The sequence below is a fragment of the Psychromonas sp. SP041 genome (genome assembly GCF_000470315.2).
Taxonomy (GTDB): Bacteria; Pseudomonadota; Gammaproteobacteria; order Enterobacterales; family Psychromonadaceae; genus Psychromonas.
On the sequence record NZ_CBRF02000036.1, the window covers coordinates 24081 to 49466 of the forward strand.

20 protein-coding genes and 1 pseudogene are annotated in these 25386 nt (G+C 35.3%); 13 read left to right on the forward strand and 8 right to left on the reverse strand.

The genetic code is table 11. The features are described from left to right. Nucleotides 1-31: 31 nt before the first annotated feature. Nucleotides 32-589: a SecY-interacting protein gene (gene syd / locus SP041_RS16730; RefSeq protein WP_025563957.1), complete on the reverse strand. Its 558-nt coding sequence runs from the start codon at nt 587-589 to the stop codon at nt 32-34. 106 nt (nt 590-695) lie between these two features. Here syd and queF point away from each other — a divergent pair, with 106 nt between their 5' ends. The 8 genes from queF (at nt 696) to SP041_RS16770 (ending at nt 13671) form a co-directional block, all read left to right on the forward strand. Further along, entirely contained in the window at nt 696-1553 is an 858-nt protein-coding gene (gene queF / locus SP041_RS16735; RefSeq protein ID WP_025563955.1) for an NADPH-dependent 7-cyano-7-deazaguanine reductase QueF, read from the forward strand. A gap of 85 nt (nt 1554-1638) precedes the next feature. Beyond that, nucleotides 1639-3840 (forward strand): hypothetical protein, encoded by a 2202-nt coding sequence (locus SP041_RS16740; protein ID WP_025563951.1) that lies wholly within the window; start codon nt 1639-1641, stop codon nt 3838-3840. Between the two features lie 91 nt (nt 3841-3931). After that, a complete protein-coding gene (locus tag SP041_RS16745) occupies nt 3932-5395 on the forward strand; it encodes a GGDEF domain-containing protein (RefSeq protein ID WP_025563949.1) in 1464 nt (487 codons plus the stop codon). Nucleotides 5396-5523: 128 nt separating this feature from the next. Next, the gene (ppnN, locus tag SP041_RS16750; RefSeq protein WP_025563947.1) at nt 5524-6876 is read left to right on the forward strand and encodes a nucleotide 5'-monophosphate nucleosidase PpnN; all 1353 of its coding nucleotides are present in this window, start codon (nt 5524-5526) and stop codon (nt 6874-6876) included. A 1-nt stretch (nt 6877) separates the two neighbouring features. Next, a complete protein-coding gene (xni, locus tag SP041_RS16755; protein ID WP_025563945.1) occupies nt 6878-7663 on the forward strand; it encodes a flap endonuclease Xni in 786 nt (261 codons plus the stop codon). A 421-nt stretch (nt 7664-8084) separates the two neighbouring features. Beyond that, nucleotides 8085-9803 (forward strand): hypothetical protein, encoded by a 1719-nt coding sequence (locus SP041_RS16760; protein ID WP_025563943.1) that lies wholly within the window; start codon nt 8085-8087, stop codon nt 9801-9803. A gap of 588 nt (nt 9804-10391) precedes the next feature. Further along, complete coding sequence (locus SP041_RS16765; protein WP_025563941.1) at nt 10392-12140, forward strand: hypothetical protein; 1749 nt, start codon at nt 10392-10394, stop codon at nt 12138-12140. A 235-nt stretch (nt 12141-12375) separates the two neighbouring features. Beyond that, nucleotides 12376-13671, forward strand: a complete 1296-nt coding sequence (locus SP041_RS16770; protein ID WP_025563939.1) for an NCS2 family permease — start codon at nt 12376-12378, stop codon at nt 13669-13671. A 113-nt stretch (nt 13672-13784) separates the two neighbouring features. Here the strand turns inward: SP041_RS16770 and SP041_RS16775 are convergent, their stop codons facing one another. After that, nucleotides 13785-14717 (reverse strand): D-2-hydroxyacid dehydrogenase, encoded by a 933-nt coding sequence (locus SP041_RS16775; RefSeq protein ID WP_025563937.1) that lies wholly within the window; start codon nt 14715-14717, stop codon nt 13785-13787. 570 nt (nt 14718-15287) lie between these two features. On the opposite strand from SP041_RS16775, the gene SP041_RS16780 reads away from it, so the two are divergent. Then, a complete protein-coding gene (locus SP041_RS16780) occupies nt 15288-15830 on the forward strand; it encodes a hypothetical protein (RefSeq protein ID WP_025564289.1) in 543 nt (180 codons plus the stop codon). A gap of 169 nt (nt 15831-15999) precedes the next feature. Here the strand turns inward: SP041_RS16780 and SP041_RS16785 are convergent, their stop codons facing one another. Continuing rightward, nucleotides 16000-17628 (reverse strand): NAD(P)/FAD-dependent oxidoreductase, encoded by a 1629-nt coding sequence (locus SP041_RS16785; RefSeq protein WP_025564291.1) that lies wholly within the window; start codon nt 17626-17628, stop codon nt 16000-16002. Nucleotides 17629-17910: 282 nt separating this feature from the next. Continuing rightward, nucleotides 17911-18108 carry a hypothetical protein gene (locus tag SP041_RS16790; protein WP_081695375.1) on the reverse strand — a complete coding sequence of 66 codons (198 nt, stop codon included), beginning with the start codon at nt 18106-18108 and terminating at the stop codon, nt 17911-17913. A gap of 231 nt (nt 18109-18339) precedes the next feature. On the opposite strand from SP041_RS16790, the gene sfsA reads away from it, so the two are divergent. Continuing rightward, on the forward strand, nt 18340-19035 hold the full coding sequence (sfsA, locus tag SP041_RS16795; RefSeq protein WP_037048814.1) for a DNA/RNA nuclease SfsA: 696 nt from the start codon (nt 18340-18342) through the stop codon (nt 19033-19035). A 280-nt stretch (nt 19036-19315) separates the two neighbouring features. Here sfsA and SP041_RS16800 read toward each other — a convergent pair whose 3' ends face one another. Then, complete coding sequence (locus tag SP041_RS16800) at nt 19316-19789, reverse strand: peroxiredoxin (RefSeq protein ID WP_025564295.1); 474 nt, start codon at nt 19787-19789, stop codon at nt 19316-19318. 478 nt (nt 19790-20267) lie between these two features. On the opposite strand from SP041_RS16800, the gene SP041_RS16805 reads away from it, so the two are divergent. Continuing rightward, nucleotides 20268-22511, forward strand: a complete 2244-nt coding sequence (locus SP041_RS16805) for a peptidase U32 family protein (protein WP_025564296.1) — start codon at nt 20268-20270, stop codon at nt 22509-22511. 317 nt (nt 22512-22828) lie between these two features. Next, a complete protein-coding gene (locus tag SP041_RS21245) occupies nt 22829-23665 on the forward strand; it encodes a zinc-dependent peptidase (RefSeq protein ID WP_025564298.1) in 837 nt (278 codons plus the stop codon). A 152-nt stretch (nt 23666-23817) separates the two neighbouring features. On the opposite strand, the gene SP041_RS16815 is transcribed toward SP041_RS21245, so the two are convergent. Together SP041_RS16815 and SP041_RS16820 are read right to left on the reverse strand one after the other, a co-directional pair. Further along, a complete protein-coding gene (locus SP041_RS16815; RefSeq protein WP_025564300.1) occupies nt 23818-24141 on the reverse strand; it encodes a hypothetical protein in 324 nt (107 codons plus the stop codon). Beyond that, entirely contained in the window at nt 24134-24505 is a 372-nt protein-coding gene (locus SP041_RS16820) for a hypothetical protein (protein WP_025564302.1), read from the reverse strand. The genes SP041_RS16815 and SP041_RS16820 overlap by 8 nt, the downstream gene beginning before the upstream one ends. A gap of 116 nt (nt 24506-24621) precedes the next feature. Here SP041_RS16820 and SP041_RS16825 point away from each other — a divergent pair. Beyond that, a pseudogene (locus SP041_RS16825) lies at nt 24622-24732 on the forward strand (IS110 family transposase); the annotation flags it as partial. Between the two features lie 29 nt (nt 24733-24761). Here the strand turns inward: SP041_RS16825 and SP041_RS16830 are convergent. Continuing rightward, the gene (locus SP041_RS16830; protein WP_025564304.1) at nt 24762-25151 is read right to left on the reverse strand and encodes a hypothetical protein; all 390 of its coding nucleotides are present in this window, start codon (nt 25149-25151) and stop codon (nt 24762-24764) included. Between the last annotated feature and the right edge of the window lie 235 nt (nt 25152-25386).

Below are 25386 nucleotides of genomic sequence, written 5' to 3' on the forward strand. Positions count from 1 at the left end.
AGCGCTATTAATATTATTCTCTATAATGGATTTAATATTGAGGTAACACAGGGGTTAATTTACTTAAAAATTCCGCTAATGATTCAGCTAATACCGATTCCTGATTTTTGCCTAACGTCTCTAATTGTACTTGACCTGTTTCATTTAAAATTGAAATGACTTGCATCTCATCACTACAACTAGCAATAAACATAGAAGCTGGTTTTTTAAGGCGTTTTTGCATCATAAAATGCGCAATCATATTTTCTTGTAACATTGAAAAGTCTTGTTCATTCCAAACTTGAATTAGCTCAATAGGGTGTCCTTCAAACTCACAAGCAATATGTTCACTATAAGCACTACAAAATAAATCTTCTATCGATGGGTGTAATGTCACCTCAAGTGCTTCCTCAATATTACTTAAGGTTGCTTTTTTATCTCGAACGAGGGCTTTCCAAGTAATTTTTTGATCGACAACATCACCGACTTGGCATGGAGAAATCCACTCTGCATCAAATGCTTGAGTAGGTAAAGTCTGATGAGTTGACTGCCATAATTGTTGATAACGTTGGTGTAATGCAAATAGTTCAATTTGGATATCTGTATTCATAGCTCGAATAATTCTTCTTTTTAGTTACAATACTGCATATTGTAACGATTCAGGCAGTGTTGTCTTGCATTTATAACAAACCTTGCCTTTTAAAATGAGAAATACCATGTCAGATTCAAGTTTATACAGCCAAAACGATGCCTTAAAAAACCTATCATTAGGTAAAGTCACGGAATATAAATGTCATTACGATAACTCATTATTACAAGCAGTACCTCGTAGCTTAAACCGTGATGAATTAGGATTAAAAGCAACATCCTTACCTTTTTATGGTGTTGATTTATGGAATATCTATGAGCTTTCTTGGTTAAATAAAAAAGGTAAACCTGTTGTTGCGACAGGCGTAGTTAAAGTACCTTATGATAGTGAATTTTTAATTGAATCAAAATCGTTCAAATTATATCTAAATAGTTTCAATCAAAGTCGTTTTGATTCAGTAGAAGCAGTACAAGAAATACTAAGTAAAGATCTTAGTGTCTGTGCAACTAAACCTGTTGAAGTGACGCTCAATGCTACATTAGATAAAATAACTGATACCCTAGGTTCATTCACAGGCGTTAACCTAGATGACTTAGATATTGAAGTATCAGAATACCAACTTTCTCCTGCGCTTTTAAAAAATGTCAGTTTAGAGGAAACAGTAACAGAAACGTTATACTCTCATCTGTTAAAATCAAACTGCTTGATCACCAGTCAACCAGACTGGGCAAGTGTTGAAATTAGCTACACAGGCAAACAGTTAGATCGTGAGAAGTTGTTACGGTATTTAATCTCTTTCCGCCAACATAATGAATTTCATGAGCAATGTGTAGAACGCATTTTTTGTGATTTAATGACCTATGGCTCATTAACATCACTAACGGTTTATGCGAGATATACTCGTCGAGGTGGATTAGATATCAACCCTTTACGAAGTACTTCAGTATCATCGACAATCAAAAATGTACGTTTAATAAGACAGTAACGTTAATTTTGCTACCATTAAATTTGCGACAAGCAGTATTTAAATAGCGATAAGATTCCATATCTTAATAGGGTTTAAAGTATTAATGAATTTTTTTTCACGTGCACTTTTAAGTGGCTTACTACTTTCTATTAGTCATTCTGCCTCAGCCATCGGACTAATGGATACACTGATCCCTGCTTCAATAAAAAAAAGCTATGAAACACGCCAACTTGAGCCCTTAACCTGCATAAAATCAGTCACTCAATTTATAGAAAAAGTCGCAGCATTGCCCCCACCGGTAAATACTCGAAGCAGCGAAAACCTACTGACTAACAATAAAAGAGTGCCTAATAATGCCCCAACGCATTTATTAGCTTCTTGTTATATTGAATTAGAGAACTATGAGAAAAGCTTAGCATTATTAATGCCGCTGTTGAAAAACCCAAGCGTTACCCCTGACGAGATTAGAACGTTAAATTTAATCGCCAGTGAAATCCCAGAGTCAGAGCGTCCGCAACTAAGTAATGAAACTCTTATTAATATGATGCAAAATTCACTTAAATTGATGAAGGAAGAAAAGCGTAAGAACAAGAATAACTTAACTGACATTTTAAATTTATCGATCACTAAATTAGCGCTCGAAACACATCAATATCAATTAGCAAATGAATCCTTAAGCAAAGTGAAACAAAACCTAAAAAACTCTAAAGAAACAGAGCTATTAGCTTGGTTAGCCTATTTTTATGGGCATTATTACGATCAAATAAATCAACAACAACTTTCAATAACCAACTTTCAAAATGCTAATTCAATGGCAGATAAACTGAAATTGATTAAATTGAGTAGTTTGGTAAAAGAAAGTTTATCTAACTTATACCAACAAAAACATCGCTATAAACGCGCAATCGACTTCGCGAGTCAGCGAGTAGAGCTATTGCTACCAACAGAGAATTACGTACAACAGGCTGATAGCTTATTAAAATTCGCCATTTTAAAGCGTCAAAATAAAGAATTTAACCAATCTTTAATTTATTTATTTAATGCTATGGAGTTAGTAGAAAGAAAAAATAAAACCTTGCTTGCTTATATTTATTTAGAATTGGGTCGTACTTATGCGTCAATTCCGTTTGAACTCGAAAAAAACACAGATCTTGCTCAAAAGTATTTACAAAATGCACGTCATCACTTTCAAAAACTCAATAAATTAGAACAACAAACAGAAAGTATCTTATTGTTAGCGCAACTCAATATCCGTAGCCAAGATACAGGCCTTGCAATTTTACAGTTAGAGAATGTGTTAACCCTAGCTAAAGATAATTTCCCAGAGTTACGTGTAAAAGCATTTGAAATGTTGGCATTAAGTTATGAGTTATCAGGCGATCACCAACAAGCAAATTTCCACTTTAAAAACTTTCATTCTTTACAAAATGCTATCAAAGAAAAATTATTTGCTTTACAACAATTAAAAATCAACGAACAATTTCAGCTTATTGAGCAAACTCAGCAACAAATCCAATTAGAAACAAAAAACAATGAATTATTATTAAAAAATAATCGCTTTAAAAATGTTGCGTATGTTGCAACTTTATTATTATTTATCTCGTTTCTAATTATTTTTGTAGTTTTACGTAAAGCTAAAAAACTGATTATTTCAGAACAGCTCATCCGTAAGAAATCACAATCACACCCTCGTACTAAACTACCCTCGCATCGAGCGCAAATTCAAGATGATAATCTTCAATACCAAGGGAAGCCGTTGTTCTATGCATTAGTGCATGTTCCCTTTTTAAGTAACTTAAATGGTTCAAAGGGGTTATTTAGCTCAGAGAAAATTGAAGCAGCTCTAGGCGAAGAGTTAAAAGCTAATTTTTCACAACATACATTAGTGACGCAAGTTAGAGATAACCAGTTATTATTTATTTCAGAGCAAGCCCACCATGGTGAAGCGAAGAAGTTTGCACAAGATATTGAAGCGTTTTTTCATTCTTTTGCAGAATTCTATTCACTTGATGGACAAGTCGCCAGCGGTGTTGTTGCTTTTCCTTTCTTAAACAACGTTTCACGAGCCATTGCTCCAGAAAGGATGCTTAACTTAACAAGCTTAGCATTATTTGGAGCATGCCAAATAAGAGAAACAGTCGCTGAAAGCAGTTGGTTAGAGTTATATGCAATTGAAAAAATACAACCTGCATTCTTTGATGGCGACTTGTGGATACTGGGTCAAGCAGGTATCGATAAAGGAATTGTGAAATTAAAGTGTAGCCATCCAGGTACTACAATCAGTTGGCCAGAGTTAAATCGTTAATAATTAAGAGAGTTAAATTTGACTTATCACGCTTGTAGTTATCCCTTAACTAATTGATAATTAATGGGGCATCATTAAAAGGAATCAACTAATGGCATCATCTATCGCAATAGTTCGATTATTGCAGCAATTATTAAAACGAACTCATCGTCAAAATAAAACGATTGATAAGTATCAAATTAGATTTTTAAAAAAATTGCAATCAGCTTCAACAATGGAAGCCGAAATAGAACTTTTCGATGAATACAGCCAACAGCTTGAAGCCATTCCAAATAATTTAGATGATAAGCTTTTAGAAGGCCATTTAGTCTCTCGTCAGTCACAAGCCCAATTGCAACAAATACAACTGCTCTCTAGTTCTATTCACAATAGAATTGAAGAGATGAAAAGCAGCCCTGAACCTTATACTGTTATTGAGTATCACTCTGAACTAAAAGAGCTCATTAAGATTTACCAACGAGCGGTGATTGAACTTAGCAAAAGCTCAAATAAATCTGAGATTGATAATAAAGCGGAAGTTGAATTTATTAACGATGAACTGCAACTGCTTATTCTTGAATTGGATGTAGGTCAAGCGTATGTTAAAAAGCTTGATCAAGTTCGTCTTAATATCTGCAATGAAAGTGACCCTTTTAAACTGCCTCATCACTGTTTGCACGTTATCACTATTATTATTAATAGTACTCGTGAAGAACGACGATCTTCTCGTCACTTTCTATACACGCTAAACGATAGCTTAACGCAATTTTATTTAAACTTTGCTCAGACATTAAAAATAACTGAAAAAGATTTTGAAAAGCAAAAAGAAGCTTTTGTAACTATTAAGAATAATGCCAAAGCATTAAAAGAAAACAGTGAAAAAGAACAAACTATTGAATCGTTACGTAAGAATATAGCGCAATATGCCATCAATGTAGAAGAAGCGATGGTCGCACAAGAAAAACAACAAGAAGAAAAGTTTCGTTGTAAGTTCCAAGGTATGGTTAGACAGATCAAAGAGTTGCAAAATGAAACGCAAAGCTACCAAAAAACACTTAAACAACAAAACAAGCAATTACATATTGATTTCTTAACTAAGATCCCTAACCGAGCAGCTTGGAGTGAGCGTTTAAAAATCGAAGTGACGCGTTTTAAACGTTATAAAAATACACTTAACATTGCCATTATCGATATTGATAGCTTTAAATCGATCAACGATAGCTTTGGCCATTTAGCTGGGGACAAAGTACTTAATGTGATTGCGCAAACCTTACAGAAATCTATTCGTAATGCTGATTATCTAGCACGTTACGGTGGTGAAGAATTTGCTTTATTATTACCTGAAATATCTCCAGCCCAAACAGAGTTGGCGTTAAATAAATTACGTGAGCGTATTAAAGCGATTCCTTTTCAATTTAAAAAAGAAAATTTATCAATTACGATTTCTATCGGTTTCACCACATTTTTACTTTCAGATAGTGCAGATGATGCTTTTGAACGTGCTGATACCGCTTTGTACCAAGCTAAAAATGCAGGTAGAGATCAGGTTGTATTTTTACAAAAAGACAGTGAATAAATTTAAACTATAAATAATTTAAATACCTTAATGTAGTTTTATTTCAATTATTTAGAATAAATCAGCGCTTTTAGGTGGCTTCTCAATCTAACTAAGTTAATCTTAATAGACAGTTATAAGGAGAAGCTATGATTTCACATATTAGTCCCGTTGGTAGTATGGCACTACTTTCTCAATTAGAAGTAAATCAACTTAAATACAGTGCCTCTTGCGAAACTTATCAATTATTCAGACAATGCTCTTTAGCCGTTTTAAAATCAGGCAGCCATACCGATAGCAGTAAAGAAATTCTAGAACGACACAAAGACTTTGAAATTAATGTACTGCACCAAGAGCGCGGCGTGATTTTAGAGTTATTAAATCCTCCTGAAGATGCCTATATCGATGGTGCTCTGATCAGAGGCATGCAAGATCATTTATTTTCCGTATTACGTGATTTATTGTATGTAAATACACAGCTACAGCCTGCTCTCTCATCAGAATTTAATAGTGAACAAGCCACCAGTTTAGTTTTTTCAATTCTACGTAATGCCAATGTATTAAAAGCAGGTGTCAGCCCAAATGTTGTTGTTTGTTGGGGTGGACATTCAATTAACGATATTGAATTTGCTTATACACGAGAAGTGGGTAACCAATTAGGTTTAAGAGAACTTAATATCTGCACAGGATGTGGTCCTGGCGCAATGGAAGGCCCTATGAAAGGCGCCGCCGTTGGTCATGCAAAACAACGCGTCAGCAACGGACGTTATATCGGCTTAACTGAACCGGGAATTATTGCAGCTGAGCCACCTAACCCGATAGTTAATGAACTGGTTATTTTACCTGATATTGAAAAACGCTTAGAAGCTTTTGTTCGTTTCACACACAGCATTGTTATTTTCCCTGGTGGTCCAGGCACAGCCGAAGAACTGTTATATATTTTAGGGATCATGATGCATCCTGAAAATAAACGTCAGCCTTTACCGATTGTATTAACAGGCCCCGCAAGTAGCGCTGATTATTTCAAAGCGATTGATGAGTTTATTGTTAATACTTTAGGCACAGAGGCACAAGCGCATTATCAGATCATTATTGACGATGCGCCTTTGGTTGCTAAATTAATTAAAAAATCAATGCACCGCGTGAAAGAGTACCGCAAAGCAATTGGTGATGCTTACTCGTTCAACTGGACACTAAAAATTGCTGAAGACTTTCAAGTTCCGTTTATCCCAAACCATGAAAACATGGCTAATTTAGTCTTACATCGCGACCAACCAAAAGAGCAATTAGCATCAAATTTACGACGTGTATTCTCTGGCATTGTAGGCGGTAACGTTAAAGATGAAGGGATTAAATCAATCGAAGAAAATGGTCCATTCCAACTCACCGGTGAAAAAGATTTAATGTTGCGTGTAGATAAACTATTAAAAAGCTTTATAGACCAAGGCCGTATGAAATTACCCGGTACGGCTTACACTCCTTGCTATAAGATAAAAACCTAATATGAGTGCTTCACTATTAATCATAGATGCGATGAATTTAATTCGTCGTATCTATGCGGTTCAAGAAAAACAGAATACTAAACAAGAGTTTGCCTTAAGTGCAACGAACAACACTGCCTGTAATGCATTACAAAAAATGTTACGAGCGCACCAACCGACCCATGTTATTTGTGTTTTTGATAGCCATAAAGAAAGCTGGCGCCACCAACTGTTACCTGAATATAAACAAGGTCGAAAACCAATACCTCCTGCATTGAAAGCTTATTTACCAACCATCCAAGATGCATTTTATGAAATGGGAATTGAATCTTTAGTGACAGAGCAAGATGAAGCCGATGACTTAATTGCAACGCTTGCCTGTAAAATAACAGGCAGACAACAACGTTGTATTATTGTGTCAACGGACAAAGGCTTTTATCAGTTACTGAATGCTTACACCAGTATTTACGATTACTTTCAATCGCTACACATGGATAGTTATTATGTAGAACATAAGTTAGGGCTTAAAATTGATCAGTTAACTGACTATTGGGCGATCACAGGTATTAGCAGCAGTAATATCAAAGGTGTAGAAGGTGTTGGTAATAAAGGCGCGTTAGCTCTATTACAACAATATCAAAGCTTAAATGCAATGTTAGCTCATCCGCAAACAGAACCCGTTGATAAGCGTTTGTTAAAAGTACAACAAAATCATCATGATGCGTTATTATCAAAACAGCTAGTGTCATTAAAAACCCAAATTGAACTTGGTTTTAATTTAAAAGATTTACGTCATCAAAAGAAATAACCCTTTTGACGTTAAATAGTCACTACAAATGTTAAATATCGAATAATTTAAATGAACATTACATCAAATTAGATGACCAATAGACTTACCTCGTAAATACGCAAGATGAGCTAGAAAATGTTCACTAATGGCCCTTCGATAGCGTGATGTAATACTGTTATATAGCATCTTATGCGGCATCCTTATGGAAGACGAATAGAGTTAAGCTTGTGACTTAAGATTTAGCAAAGAAAACGACCTGATACAAAGTGTAAATTAACAAAAAATTCTGCTTTGTTACTAACATCACAACACAGATGCCATGATGTTAATTAGTAAAAATAGGTCAACTGTTTAATCGACTCGGTACAATATTTTATAAAAATGAAGCGTGGCTAATAATGGGTCACAATACTCAGAAATGAATGATGGAGTTTTAACCGTGAAGAAATTATTAATCCCTATCGCTGTTGTTGCCGTTGGTGCTTCAGCTTACATATACCAACAGCCAAGTTCAGATGATAATGTATTAAGCTACGTACCTGCTGATACGCCCTTCTTTGCTGGCCAATTAACACCTTTCCCTATTAAAGATTATATTGCTTCTTCTCCGCATTTAATTGATCCGTCAGATCAGGCTCAAATTGAATCTTTATATGATCAAGATACGCCTTCAATGCACTTTTTAGCTAATTTAATGAAAGCTTATCAAGATGGTTTATCAGATGCAGACTTGTTGGTTAAAACATTTGGTTTAGCAGATCAAGTACGTGGTTACTTTTACACTTTGGGTCTATTACCCGTGTTAAAACTTGAAGTTCAAAACCCACAAGCTATCTGGGATTTATTAGACAAAAATGAACAAGAAACAGGTTTCATACATAAAGAAGGTAAATTAAAAGACATAACTTACCGAACTTACCCACTAACAGAAAATAATAACGGTAAATCAATCAACTTACTTGTAGCACAGTCAAATGGCATGCTCACCGTCACGATTGAAGGCGACTTTGTATCTGAAGACCTATTAGCAATGGCACTCGGTTTAGAAAAACCAAGGAAATCATTAGCAGATACAAGCACCATTTCCGATATCATTAAACAACATCAATTCTCTGATGCTAGCGTTGGTTTCATCAACAATATCGAAATCATAAAAGGCTTAACGAGCAAAGGTGATAACCAACTTGCTAAACAATTAACTGAACTTAGTAAAGAAGAGGGTCAAAACCCATTTAAAATGCTACAAACAGAAGTCTGTAAAAACGAGTTTAATGGCATTGCAAAAAACTGGCCTCGCACTGTATTTGGTTATACTCAAATGGATATCAGTAAAGACGAATCGACATTAGGGTTCTCAGCGGTCATCGAAAGTAAAAACCAAGTTATATTAGGTGCCCTGAAAGCATTACGAGGTTATATCCCTAACTATACTCAGAACTTTGATAATAACGTCATTGCAACATCCATTGGTTTAGATGTTAGTCAACTTTCTGGTTCTCTAACAGATATTCTAGCTAACTTAATAACACCGAGTTACCAATGTGCGCCGCTAGCAGATATGCAATATCAAATTGAAGTAAGTGGTCAATCATTATCGATGTTAGGAATAGGTGCAAATATGGCTGCTGGCGTTAAAGGCGTTAGCGGTGCAATATTTGATTACAGTATTTCTGAAAATAATGACCAAGCACAATTGGATACCTTTGATGCATTATTAGCAATACACGTTGATAATCCAGTCGCTATTTTTAACTCGGTTAAAGTGCTTGTGCGTCAGTTACAACAAGTTGATTTAACTAATAATGGCCCAGCGATATCATTAAAGAGCCTGTTCCCAACACCAGTTGAATTAAACTTAGATCCACAACTTGCGATCAAAGGTAATCATTTAATCATTTATAATGGTAACAAAGGTTTACAGGAAGCTGAAAAATTAGCACTTGAGAAGTTATCAGCTAATGGGATTTATCAATTATCTTTTGATGCGAAGAAAATATTAACGCCAATTTCAGATGCTGCAAAACTAGCGGGTGAAATTATTCCTGAAGAAGCGATGTTCTTAATGGACTACGATGCCCGTATGAATATTAATTTAGACATTAATGATCAAGGCATACGCTTCGATTCAATCGTTAATAATAAATCACCTAAAAAATAAACGTATTTTTCCAGTAATATCCTTTATATAACTTAAAACTGGCTTCGGCCAGTTTATATCCTCTAAATAACTTTAAAATTAAAAAACACCTCTCGTTTACCATAAGAGATTAACGCTAATTCTATAAATATTTAATAAAAAACATAAGATTGTATTCAAAATAATAACACTTCAAGACTAAACATAGTAAAACCACTTCCCTCCCTAAAAATCAAAATAAAATAATAAAAAAAGCTTTATCGTCAATTTTTTAGTAACATCCATTTATTAAATTAACCTGTTTAACCATTATTATACCGATTACATTAAATAAGCGATCTAAATTTTGCGCAGGAAAATGACTTAGTTTAAGGCGTAAATTGAGCTAAATGGTTGTTCCCTTTACGAAATTTATAACAAAGAAATAAGTTATTTTAACCAGTAAAATAGATCAGTTAATTAGTGTGATTGGTATTAATAAGCCAATTATTTAAAGTATCAATAAATAACATAAATAAGCTTATTAATATTTATATGGTTCTATTCTCTAACAAACGTTTAATAAAAAAATAATAGTAATTAAAATCAATATATTATGGAGCTTTAATCGTGAAAAAAATATTAATACCTGTTGCCCTTGTCGCCCTCGCTGGTGCAGCTTACCTTTATCAACAACAGCAACCGCAACAAACAAAACAACCGGCTTATAACGTACTAAATTATGTACCAGCAGATACTGCAATATTTACAGGTCAATTAACCCCTTTCCCGATAAAAGATTACCTTGCTTCGATCCCTTCTTTTGACTCTCAAAAAGAAATTTTATTATCTGAAATTTTAGAGGAAGAAAGCCCTGCAATTAACTTTGCACAAAATATATTGAGCACTTATCAAGACGCATTAAAAAACCCAGAAATTTTATCAACTAACTTCGGTTTAGCAGATGAAATACGAGCTTATTTCTACACAATAGGTTTATTACCTGTTTTTAAAGCTGAAATAGCAAACCCACAAGTGCTTTGGGACTTTTTAGATAAGAATGAAAAAGAAACGGGATTCAATCATATACAAGGCAAACTGAATGAACAAACTTACCGCCTTTATCGTTTAACTGACGATAGCGTAGATGCAGATAAAACAATTAATCTAATTATTGCAGAAAATAACGGTATTTTAACCTTAACAATAACAACGAAAGGTGTTTCTGAACAACTATTATCAACAGCTTTAGGTTTAACCAAACCAGTTAATCCTATATCAGATACAAGCATTATTTCGGATACGGCTAAACAACATAATTTATCTAAATCAAATATTGGATTTATTAATCACGTTGAAATAATTAAAGGATTAACAACAACCGACGGTAATTTAATCGCTAAGCAAATAACTGAATTAATGAAAGAAGAGAGCAATGAATCGCTTACAATGATTCAAAATGAAGTTTGTCATCGAGAGTTTAACTCTATTGCACAAAACTGGCCACGTACCGTATTTGGTTACACAAAAATGGATATCACAAAAGAAGAAACGACTATGGGAATGTCTACTATTGTTGAAAGTAAAAACAAAGTTATCTTAGACTCTCTTCAAGCGTTACGCGGTTACATACCAGCATATGTTCAAGGTTATGAAAATAAGATCGCATCGATAGGTATTGCATTTAATGTAAGTAATTTATCAGGCTCATTAGCTAATATTTTTACAGACTTAGTAACACCAAGTTATCAATGCCTTCCATTACACATAGTACAACAAGAAATAGCTAAAGGTAGTAAACCGTTAGGTATGGTAGGCATGTTTGCAAATATGGCAACAGGCATTCAAGGTCTAAGTGCAACAATATTTGACTATAAAATAAAACGTTCTGATACAGACACAAAAAAAGTAGAGCATTTAAATATTGATGCATTAATTGCTGTTCATGCAGAATCACCAAAAACAACTTTTGACACTTTAAAAATGATGGTGCCTGGTTTATCGCAACTAAGTTTAACAGTTGATGGACCATCAGTTTCATTAAAGTCTATGATTCCATTTCCTCCGGAATTTAAAGAAGATCCACAGGTTGCTATAAGGGGTAACCATTTTGTTATTTATAATGGAGAAATAGCAAAGAAAGAAGCAGAGAATTTATCAAATGAGAAACTGTCTGCTAATGGCTTATATCGTATGGCATTTGATTTATCAAAAATGATGAGCCCAATAATAAATGAAATAGAAAAATCAGAAGAAGATGGTTTACCACCAGAAGTTAAAAATTTACTAAACTATGAAATACGTGTTGACACAAATGCTGATATTAATTCTGAAGGTATACGCTTTGATGTTACTTTCAACACCAAATCTGCTAAATAATATAAATAAATAATTTTTATCTTATTATTTTAATTTAAGAAACTGGCTTCGGTCAGTTTTTTTATTAGGCATTCTGCTTGCTTTTTCCCCTAACGACACCTCAATCTATTCTAATTTAATTTTTACACTAGCTAATAAAACCAGTTATTCTATAATTTCGCAAAATTCACACAAAGAATTTAACCCCACAGGCTAGAGGGAATAGGCCTCCACATCCGTTAGTAATGGAAAAATTATGTTAGAAAAATTATTTAAACTAAGCGCGAACAACAGTAATGTGAAAACAGAAATTGTTGCTGGCTTTACCACTTTCTTAACCATGGCTTATATCATTTTTGTTAACCCATCAATGTTATCAGCAACCGGTATGGACTCAGGTGCCGTATTTGTAGCAACATGTTTAGCAGCCGCGTTAGGTTGTTTTATCATGGGTTTTTACGCTAATTACCCTGTCGCATTAGCACCTGGAATGGGGCTTAATGCCTTCTTCTCGTACACAGTTGTTTTACACATGGGATACACTTGGGAAGTGGCATTAGGTGCGGTATTCCTATCGGGTGTTTGCTTTACTTTATTAAGTTTATTTAAAATTCGTGAGTGGATAATCAATTCAATTCCATTACCAATGCGTAAAGGAATTGCAGCCGGTATTGGTTTATTCCTTGCTCTTATCGCACTTAAAAATGCAGGAATTGTTGTTGCTAACCCAGCCACATTAGTGAGCTTAGGTGATTTAACCGCATTACCAGCAGCATTAGCTTGTTTAGCGTTTATCGCTACGATCGCATTAGCACATTACCGTGTTAAAGGCGGTGTAATGATCGCTATTTTAGGTGTGACGATTATTGGCTTGTTAATGGGTGACGTTCAATACACTGGTATTATGTCTATGCCGCCAAGTATTGCCCCTACTTTCATGCAAATGGATATCGCTGGTGCATTTAATGTTGGCATGATTAGTATTGTTTTTGCCTTCTTGTTCGTCGATTTATTTGATACGTCAGGCACATTAATTGCCGTAGCAGATAAAGCAAAACTATTAGATAAAGACGGCAATTTACCACGCTTAAGCCGTGCTTTATTAGCCGATAGTGGTGCATCGATTGCAGGTTCAATGTTAGGTACTTCTACTACAACAAGTTACATCGAAAGCGTATCTGGTGTTGCTGAAGGTGGTCGAACTGGTTTAACTGCTGTTGTTGTCGGTGTGTTATTTTTATTAGCGTTATTTTTTGCACCATTGGCTGGTATGGTACCCGCTTATGCTACGGCAGGTGCTCTGTTATATGTTGCGGTATTAATGGTCGGTGGGCTAAAAAGTATCGATTGGGATGATATTACTGAATCTGCACCAGTAGTGATTGTTGCGTTGATGATGCCATTAACATTCTCAATCGCAAATGGTATCGCGATTGGTTTTATCGCTTACGCAGCGATTAAAATTGCAAGCGGCAAGTCAAAAGACTTAAGTCTCAGTGTTTGGTTCTTAGCTATTTTATTCCTAGCTAAACTTATTTTCTTTCCTGGTTAAGTTAACACTAAGATTATTGATGGTAATTCATAATCTATAATTAACAATTAACATTAAAAAGCCCCGCTTTATACCAATAAAGCGGGGCTTTTCTTTACGTGTTGTTAATGGTTTTACTGGCTATCTACAAAACTATTAATGTTATCTACAATTTTACCTATTAAGCATTCACGAGCTTCTACACTTGCCCAAGCAGTATGAGGTGTTACCACTAAACGATGTGATGCTTTTAATGATAAATAAGGATGATTTGCTAACATAGGCTCGACCGCTAATACGTCAGTTGCATGATAAATATCTTGAGTCTCTAACGCCTCTGCCATCGCGGCTTCGTCGATAATACCGCCACGTCCTAAATTCATGATCACAGCCCCCGCTTTTAACTGTTTTAGCTGTTCAGCACCAATCAGGTTTTCAGTTTGTGCATTAAATGGGGCATGAATAGAAATAACATCACATTCACTTAATAATACTTCTAAGCTAACTTGTGGAATGCTTTGTTGTGTATTTTTACCTGACGTCGAGTAATAACAAACATCACAACCAAAAGCGCCGGCAAGTTCAGCAACACGTTGCCCGATAGTGCCCATCGCAATAATGCCCCAACGTTTCCCTTTTAACTCATAAAAAGGACGTTCTATGTGCGTAAATATTGGACTATCACACCATTGTTTTTCTGCAATATATTGGTCGTAATAACGGCTTTGATGAATTAACTGAAACAATAAAGAAAAAGTAGATTGGCTAACGCTTTCAGTTGAATAACCCGATACATTTTTAACTTCAATTCCCGCCTTTTCAGCAGCCACTAAATCAACATTATTAGTGCCTGTTGCTGAAATACAAATTAACTTTAACTCAGGATTATTCGCCATATGCTCAGCAGTGATCACCACCTTATTGGTAATGATAACTTGTTGCCCAGCCAACCTTTCTGACGTTTCTTCTGAGCTTGTTGTTTGATAAACAGTTAGTTTTCCTAACCCATCAAAAACCGATAAATCACTATCACCTAACGTTAATGCATCTAATAAAACAATATTCATTTCTATTCCTTAATCCGAAAAAGCTAATAAATTGAGAGTCTTAGATATACAGGATTTTTAAGTAGAAGTACAAATTGTAATACCGGTTACATTAAATATGTTATCTAAATTTTGCGCTGGAAAAACAGTTCAATTCAAGACGTAAATGGCTGTTCCCTTTACGAAATTTACAACGAGGAAGTGCGCTGTTTTAACAAGTAAAATAGATGAGCTATTTATTGTGATTGGGATAAGTATTAAAAAATCAAAAAGAGATAGAAGTATTAAATTATCAAACTTAAATCGTGGCATTAATAAATGAACCAAAGATAATCGCATGGTTAAATGCTTAAATTTATGTAACGTTTATAAAGTGACTTTATTTATTGGCTATGGTTATGGTTATATAGATACAAATAAAACAGACGCTGAATAAACACATCGATTACTGTACTATTCGCGCATATTTTCTAAAGCCAAGTTATTGAAGGCCTAAAATAAGTAAAAAAACTTAGCCAATAGCGAATACAATCACCAACATAACTAGTAGTCACATGATGAGTCATAACACAGAATAAATGAGTAGTAACAATGAGTGAAGATAACGAATCACATTTAGTAAAAAATCGAGAATGTGGAGAATGTACAGCCTGTTGTGTAGAACTCCTTATTGATGACAAAAATTTCAAGAAACCAGCTAACCAGGCTTGTGAAAATTTAATGGAAGCTGGCGGCTGTAAAATTTATCAGCAACGCCCTTCTGTTTGCCAAGACTGGTATTGCGCATGGCGCTTTATGGGGCAATTGGACGACAGTTGGCGTCCAGATCTTTCAGGTATCATGTTACGCTCAGACGAAAATGGTATTATTTTCCAACCCATTCAAGATCCTAAAGAAGTGTTAATTAGAGATCGTGCAATTGAATTAATTGGCGGAGGCGTTGCGCAAGGCATCCCTATGTCATTATCTATCCCAACAAAAGCCGGGTATCGTAGTTATGGTTTGTCTTTAAATGAACCGTTAGAAGAAGCGGTGCAGTCTAGAAATTTAGTTATCATCCAAGACAAGCTACTAGAACTGATCGACTTTGCAGTATCACAAAATACTAGCCCAATTCCTATTCTTGAAGTCTAAAGCTGAAAGCTTAGATTTTAATTTCGCTGAGGCTTTAATTACGCTTAAATAATAAAAAAGGTAATCACGCTTAATGCGAGATTACCTTTTTCAGTTTTACTTTATTACTTTATTACTTTATTACTTTATTACTTTATTACTTTATTTAGAAGCTTAATGACTTAATAAATTAAGCTTCTAAATCAGCCAACATTTTTAACGCAACCGCTTCAGCAATTTTAATTCCATCAATGCCTGCCGATAAAATACCACCAGCATAACCAGCACCTTCACCACCCGGATATAAACCTTGTGTGTTAATACTTTGGAAATCATCACCACGTTTAATTTGGATTGGCGATGAAGTACGTGTTTCAACACCGGTTAACATGGCATCTTTACTATCAAACCCACGTATTTTCTTAGCAAAAGCAGGTAATGCTTCACGAATTGCATCAATGGCAAATTGTGGCAATGCTTCGCTTAAATCAGTCATTTTTACGTTTGGTTTATAAGATGGTTCAACATTCTCATAAGGTTTACCGCTACCCGCAGCAAGAAAATCACCCACCATTTGAGCAGGTGCATCGTAATTACTGCCACCCATGATATAAGCATGACGCTCTAATTTACGTTGTAACGCAACCCCTTGTAACGGGTCATTATTAAAGTCTTCAGGTGAGATACCAACTACAATCGCACTATTTGCATTACGCTCACTACGTGAATATTGACTCATACCATTGGTTACTACTGCATGTTCTTCAGACGTTGCAGCAACTACTACGCCACCTGGACACATACAAAAACTATAAACACTACGGCCATTTTTACAATGGTGTACAAGTTTGTAATCGGCAGCGCCTAAAATGGGATGCCCTGCATTAAGACCAAATCGCGCTTGGTCAATCATCTCTTGTTTATGTTCAATACGGAAACCAATAGAGAATGACTGTGCGTCCATGTGTACGCCTTTGTCATGTAACATTTGGAAAGTATCACGGGCACTATGACCAATCGCTGCGGTGACATAACGAGAGTGAATCACTTCGCCACCGTTTAACGTCACACCAGTAACTTGTTTATGGCCGTCAACCTCTTCCATATTAATTTCTTCAACACGTGTTTCGAAGCGGATCTCACCACCCAACTCGATGATTTGTCGACGCATTTTTTCTACCATGGTCACAAGCTTATAAGTACCAATATGTGGTTTACTTACATAAATAATTTCAGCAGGAGCGCCCGCAGCAACAAACTCTTGTTTTACCTTTAAACCTTTGAAACCAGGATCTTTAACTTGACTATATAATTTACCGTCAGAGAAAGTACCCGCCCCACCTTCACCAAACTGCACGTTTGATTCAGTATTTAACTCACTGGTACGCCAAAAACGGAACGTATCTTTTGCACGTTCATGAACAGATTTACCGCGTTCTAATACAATCGGCTTAAAGCCCATTTGTGCCAACATTAACGCAACGAATAAACCACAAGGTCCCATACCAATAACAAGAGGACGCTCAGTTAAATCGGCTGGCGCTGTCGCAACGTATTTATAATCGGTATCTGGAGAAACACGTACGTTTTGATCTGTTTCAAAATCACTCAACAATTGCGCTTCGTCAACATCGACTAACGTAATATCAAGCGTATAAATAAGCGTAATTTGATTCTTCTTACGGGCATCATAACCACGTTTAAATACATGAATATTAACCAATTGCTGTGCTGTAATATTTAGCTTTGTTAAGACAAACTGCTGCAACGCATCTTCATTGTGGTCGAGCGGTAATTTAACTTGGTTGAGACGTATCATGATTCACCTGAAAAGTGGCTTAAAAAATAAGCGCGTAGTTTACGTGATCTGTTTAGGAAATGTAATAATAGCCAGCATATTAAATAGCGATTTAATCATATTCGTTTAGTGAAATTTGAGGAAACCTTTAAACAACGACTTGCTTAACGGCTTTTATCTGACAACAGTAATAAAAAAGGCCAACATCTATATTAAGCCCTCTATATAGGGCGTAAGTTAAAACAAGCCAAGCAATCTAACATTTAAATAAGATCCCTTGAGATCATTGATAAATGGAAAAAGCTAGTGTGCTTGTTTATACATAGCAATAGGGATATTGCAGGTAATTGTTTTTAAACGTTTAGAGCAACTAGTAAGGCATAACTTAGAGACTTGTTGCTTTGACTCACTATTTAAACAACGAAAATCAGAAGCACATAACACGCCCAGCTCGAATAAGTGCATTAACTTTTCTTCGTCTATTTCAATTTGAATGGTCATATCAGACTCCTCCATTTCCATGTGTTTTTAGTACTCCCTTTTTAAAAATTTTAATCTTCGTTTGGGATAAATCAATCACCAACAACGCAATGGTAATGATTATCATTTAAATAGTAAAGAGGTGAATAATTAAAATATGACTAAATTGTTATAAAATTGTTGGTAAACTATTAAAAACAAGTAATTGATAGATTAAAAATAATGAGTTAAACCATAAAGGTATAAGTAAAAATGCTATTTGAAACGCCTCTTAAAAAAGCAATATTAATAAAACGCTACAAGCGATTTTTAGCTGATGTAATTCTTGAAGATGGGACTGAAACGACCATTTACTGTGCAAATACAGGTGCAATGACTGGCTGCGCAGAACCAGGTGACAGTGTTTTTTACAGCACCTCTAATAATAAAAAACGCAAATACCAATACACATGGGAATTTACATTCACTCAAGCTGGCGAGTGGATATGTGTGAATACCGCTAAAGCCAATGCATTAGTTTCAGAAGCGATTGAACAACAAAAAATTCCAGAATTACTCGACTACCAACACTGTAAAGCTGAAGTTAAATACGGTGAAGAAAATAGTCGTATCGACTTTTTATTAACTGATGACCATAAAGCGAACTGTTATGTGGAAGTGAAAAGCTGCACCTTATTAGATGAACGTAATCAAATCGGTGATGGATACTTCCCCGATGCAGTAACCACACGAGGGCAAAAGCATTTACGTGAATTAATTGAAATGAAACAACAGGGTCATCGCAGTATTCTTTTATTTGCAGTATTACATTCAGGCATTAAACGAGTACAAGCAGCAGACTTTATTGATAAAAAATATGCAGTTTTATTTGAGCAAGCTAAAGAAGCGGGTGTGGAAGTGATTTGTTATTTCCCAGATTTAAGCAATGTTGTTAATCCATTAGTCTAATTTAGATTAATGTTTTAGAGCAATGTTATAAAGGATGATGTCATTCACCGCTTAAAGGTGAATTATCAACGTGACTAACAGCCATGAAAAAATTAAAAGAACAACGACGGGAAACCTATTGGAATAGTTGCCCCCTACCAACTGATTATTTTACATCTACTTTTTAGACCATTTAAAAAACAATAAAAAACGGAAGCTCAGCTTCCGTTTTTAGATACTTTTTTAGAGCCTATAGTGGTATAAAAATACTATAGTTTGAATAGCAGCGTTAACTAAGCGACTAAAGCGCAGCTAATATCGTTTCAGCAGTACTTGCTTCAAACTCACCAGCATCTTCAACATTTAATAACGTCACTGTACCGTCTTCAATTACCATTGCGTAACGTTGTGAACGAATACCGCCGAAACCTTCAGTATCCATTGATAATCCTAATGCTTTAGTGAAGCTTGCATCACCGTCGCCTAACATTAACAATTCAGACGCATTATGCACTTCGCCCCATGCTTTCATCACAAAGGCATCATTAACTGCAACACAAGCAATTAAATCAACGCCCTTTGCTTGTAACTTATCAGCAAGGACCACATAACCTGGCAAATGCGCTTCAGAACAAGTGGGAGTAAATGCACCAGGGACAGCAAATAAGACGACTTTTTTACCAGCAAAAAGTTCTGTTACGTCATGCTTAACCATACCATCAGCAGTTAGTTGACTTAATGTTGCAGCGGGTAGTTTTTGGCCTAATTCAATCATGTTTTATCCTTTAATTGTGTTAACAATATTAGAGTAGAAAAGTGAATAAAGAATACCTATTTAAATGTTCATCAAATTGAAATGCGCATCATAAATTTAATAGGCGATGAAGTTATACCAATCTGGATTAATAAATGCTCTATTTAGGCGTTAGGAAAAATGGATGCTAGCAAGGCGTTGATTGCAGTAACTAGTATTCTCATTACAAAATCAACAACGAAGCTAGGATTCATTTTAACAAGCATAAATGACGAGATAATGACTTAGATTGGCATTATTACTTTATGGGATCTAGTTTATCCTTAAAGTGACTCAATAAACACAGAATAAAATAAAGGCTATTATGCTCCAAACAATAAAATCATCACTAAAATAAACGCTTATTAATTCTACAGTAGAGATAGCATAGTAAAACGCCAAGGATAAGGGTAAACTCGCGCCTCAAAATAAAAATGAATCAAATAGATGGTGAAAAGTTATGAGTAGAAAAATCGAATTATTAGCCCCAGGTGGCGATGTTGACGCAATCAAAGCGGCGATAATTGCTGGCGCTAATGCCATTTATTGTGGTTTAGATATTTTTAATGCTCGTAACCGTGCTGCTAATCTTTCCTTTGATGATTTAGTCGGCATTATTAAGCTGGCACACGAATATGAATGTGAGGTTTTTCTCACACTAAACGTGGTGATTTTAGAGCATGAAATTCCAACCCTCACTAAACTATTAAACCAACTCGTGAATACCGGTATCGATGGCATCATCGTGCAGGATTTAGGTATTTTTAATCTGGTTAAAAAGTTTTTCCCAAGCTTACATGTTCACGCATCAACACAACTCACTACACACAATGAAGGGCAAATTTTATTCCTTGCTAAAATTGGGGCAACACGCGCTAATTTATCACGCGAATTGAACCTCACTGAGATCAAGATCCTCACTGCATTAGCACACGATAACGAAGTATTAACCGAAGTGTTTGTACACGGTGCATTATGTATCGCATTTTCAGGCCAATGTTACTCAAGCTCAGTAAGTGTTGGTAACTCAGGTAACCGTGGTCGCTGTAGCCAAGCTTGTCGTGATGAATATGAAGTCACTGCAGCAGGCAATAAATTCCCGCTTAATTTAAAAGATAACTCCGCGTGGTTTGATTTACCTGATTTAGTAGAAGCAGGCGTTGACTCACTAAAAATTGAAGGTCGTATTAAAGGCGCACAATACGTGCATACCGTCGTCGATAGCTGGCGCCAACAAATCAACACCTTTGTAGATACTGGTAAACTATTAGCCGATGACTCTGCTTTATATAAAGTATTTAACCGTGATTTCACTAACTCGTTTTTGAAAGGCAATTTAACTAAAGACATGTTTATCGACAATCCACGCGATAACAGCTTTACCCATGCCAATGAAAAAAATAATGCAATTTCAGTCGTACAAATTCAAGAAGTACAACAAGACTTACGTGACGATAAAAATAAAATCGTTGATGAAGTGGCGGCTAAAGTCGCCACCTTGAATATCGATAAAAGTGATTTATCATTAAGCTTCTCAGGGCAGTTGGATAAACCGTTCACTGTGACTATCGTGATTGATGAAAAAACCTTTATTGTAGAATCTAACTCAAAAATGATTGCTTCAGAGCAATCGGCAGTCACCTCAGACGCCATTGCAAAACGTTTTAAAAGTTTTAAAAACAGCCGTTATAACGTCGCTGAATTTGATTTTTCACAACTCGCGGATAGCTTAACGATTCCATTTAAAGAATTAACAGACGTTAAAAACAAAGTGGCTTACTACCTTAATGGTGAGAAAGACGTGATTTCAGCGGTAACACTTCCACCGTTAACCTCGCACCCTAAATTAAATGAAACGCCTACGTTATCAATATTAATTAGCGATGAAAAAGATGCACACTTAGGTGACGTAACGAACGCAGATATCTACTTCAAACTACCTGAAAGCTTTAAAAAACGCTGTAACAAACAACGTGACATTTTAGCGCGTAATCCACGCTTTATTCCATGGTTCCCTGCGGTATTAATTGGTAAAGACTACATTGAAGCCGTGCGTATTTTAGAAGAACTAAAACCAGAACGCATCGTAACCAATAATACGGGTATCGCTTATAAAGCCTTTGAAATGGGTATTGAATGGATTGCAGGTCCGTTTTTAAACACCACTAACTCTTACGCGCTATTAACCATGCAAGAAGAACTTAATTGTGCTGGCGCGTTTATTTCTAACGAGATAAACCGCAACCAAATCAAAAACATCAAACGCCCTGCTAACTTTAAAATGCTATACAGCATTTACCACCCAATATTGATGATGACTAGCCGTCAGTGTTTCTTCCAACAAACGGTAGGTTGTAACAAACCAAGCATTGAAGATGGCTGTATGTTGAAGTGCCAAAAAGCGACAACGATTACCAACGTGAAAGGAATCTCTTTCGCCGTTGATAAGCAGTTAGGTGGTTACCCAAGTATTTACAACCACGAACAGTTCTTAAACTTTGATGCGGTAAGAGACTTCTCTGATTTATTTGACGAGTTCTTCATTGACCTAACTGACATCGGTTCAGGTTCAAAAGAGAAGCAAGATAAGGTACAATTAATTAAGCACTTTGAAGATTTCTTAGCGGGAGATCAGCAAGCAGCAGCAACAGTGACAGGCATGGTAACTGTCTCGACTAATGCGCAATATCAACAAGGTTTATAGTTTTATAAGTGCTTAGCTGAGCGAGCCAAAAGTGATTTTGGTTCGCTTAATTTTTAATATTGATCCTCTTTACTAAGGCTACCTCTGCAAATAAATTAGCTAATACATCAATGCATTAATAAATATTTAAAATGCTCATTTGCATCATTTCATATGCTTCATAGCTCTACTTTACACATCATCATTTTCATACATGAACTTCATCAATCGACCAAGTAATCCAAAATAACTGTCTTTTATACGTGACACTCTTTAAAAATACCTTTAATTTACAAGTAATTTATTTTTTATAGTCACTACTATCGTTTAGGACAATCATGTTTTCTAATTTATTCAATTTTATCAGACAATTATTTTCATCGAAAAAACCAGAGCCCATTCCTTTCCTAGCTGATTGGCGTTTATTTTTAACCGAAAATGTCAATTTCTATAAAGTATTGTCAGAAGCTGATAAAAAACTGTTTGAGCAACGTATTATATTATTTTTAAATACCACTGAAATCGTAGGAAACGGTCTTGAAGTGACTGAGGAGGATGGTTTATTAGTGGCTGCCAGCGCCATTATTCCAGTGTGGAAATTTCCAAAATGGCATTACTTTAATCTCCAAACCGTTATTTTATTACCGTCTAGTTTTAACTACGACATTATGACCTCGCAGCCAGACTCTTATATTGAAGGTATGGTCGGCACTGGAATGATGCATGGTAAAATGTTACTTAGCCGCAACGCCTTACATTATGGTTTTAGTAATAATAAAGATAAACGTAACGTCGGAATACATGAATTTGTACACTTAATTGATATGGCAGATGGTGATTGTGATGGCTTCCCTGAACGCTTAAAAGAGTTTAGCTTTTCAATCCCTTGGTTAAACTTAGTACGAGAAAAAATATCAGAGATAGAGACAAAAAAAAGCAATATCAATCCCTACGGTGCGACCAATAATGCTGAATTTTTTAGTGTCGCCAGCGAGTATTTTTTTGAAAGACCAAAACAACTAAAACATAAACACCCTAAGTTATATCAAGCCTTAAGTGACTTTTACCAACAAGATCTCAGTAATATTGCAGAAGCAATCATTCCTAGAAAAAAAGATCCATGCCCTTGTGGTAGTGGAAAACGTTACAAACGTTGTTGTTTACCTGCAGATTAATCAGGGTGTTAAGTGGTCACTCACATTTAATGAAAATTGCATTTAATGGGAATTGAAAGAAAACAGAAAGAGAGTTAAATAAACTGATGAAATGAAGAGAGTGAGCATATTACATAATATAATGTTCACTCGGTTCATATTATTGAAGCGGATTAAATATGATTCACTTTCTGTTTAGTGCTCTTTTTTACGGCCAAACGATCAAGCAACTTCTGTTTATCTCTATCGCTACGATCTTGTTGTAGGCCAAACAATCCCAGTAACCCAATAGGTATAAAGATTGTAAAGCCAATAGCAGCTGTTATATATGCCCAGCGCGCTTGGTTATTTTGATAACAAACAACACCGATCACACTAACAACCCAACCACTAGCAAAAATAACAAATAAACCAAAACCAATGGATGAGTCATCTCCACCAAGCACAGAAAAAGAAACCAAAAAATTGATCATTAAGGAAAGGTAAACTTTACCCATTAGCGGCTGCAGCATTTTCAAGTGATGTTTTTACGGTTTCAAATGATTCGTCTGAAAGAAAACCAAGCATATATTTATTTTCTTTTCCGTTATGCGTAATAATGCTTTGTCTTTTTTTCGTCCAAGATACCGACTCTATTTCACTTAAAATAATCATTCCTGCACTTCTAAAAGGCCCTTGATTAATAGCGATATATTCATCAGTAAGCACCACCAGAGGACTCTTTTTCCAAAAGAAAAACATTGCTAGAAACATCACAGGAAAAACAAGCATAAAAGGTTCAAATATCGAAATAACTGAGAATAAACATATACTCATCAACATATTAGATTTAATTTTCTCTGCAAAAAACGTATATTCCATAAAACTCAGACACCAAATATTAATAAAAAAAAATATTAACAAAACAGTACTTAAACATCTGTAGTTCATTGTAAAAATCAAGAGAAATATATGTCCAAAATTTTTAATTAGCAGCAGGAAAGCCCAAAAAAACCGCCATCATTGCTTGCGTTCGTAAGATGATTATTATCCTAAATTCGATGGTTAGAGATGGTGTCGAGTGGGATCCTAAAATGAATACAAATTAGGATTTGACACCATAGCCACTTGTTAAGCTTTATTTTGTAGCCAATGTAAAGACTGAAACCCCAAGTGCAATAAGTGATAGTGTAATTGGAATTGTAAAACGGAGAAAAGACTGTTCTTCCTCAGCTAAAACCGCTGATAACAATGGAAAATTTATTACATGACGACCTTTATCTATTTTTAGACGAAAAAAATTCACAACACCTGTAGAGTTTTTATAACCGTGTTTTTTTTCTAAGTGGTAATATAAGCGCCCAAAAACAATTTCCGGATCCATATTTAAATTTTTAGCAATTAAATCACAATCAATTGGAACATAAACTTTACTCATTCTACTTTCTTCGTCAAATTCTTTGAAATCAGACAGATACATATTATATATTTTTTTAAGTATTACTCTATCTGATACATTTACACTCATGTAGAACTCCATGGAAACTTAACCGCCTGCTTAAGCGGATAAAAATAGTTGGCTATAATTGTGGAGCGAAGCGGAACGTAGCCAACTGTTTTTATTCCGTTTAAAGCTCTTGTTGAACGAAGCCGCTGTGCGGCAGAAAAACAAAAGACCAATAACGTTCATACTTATTATCCACATCACGTCCTCGTGATGAATAATAGGAGTATAAGCGATGAACACTTCAGAACAACAACAC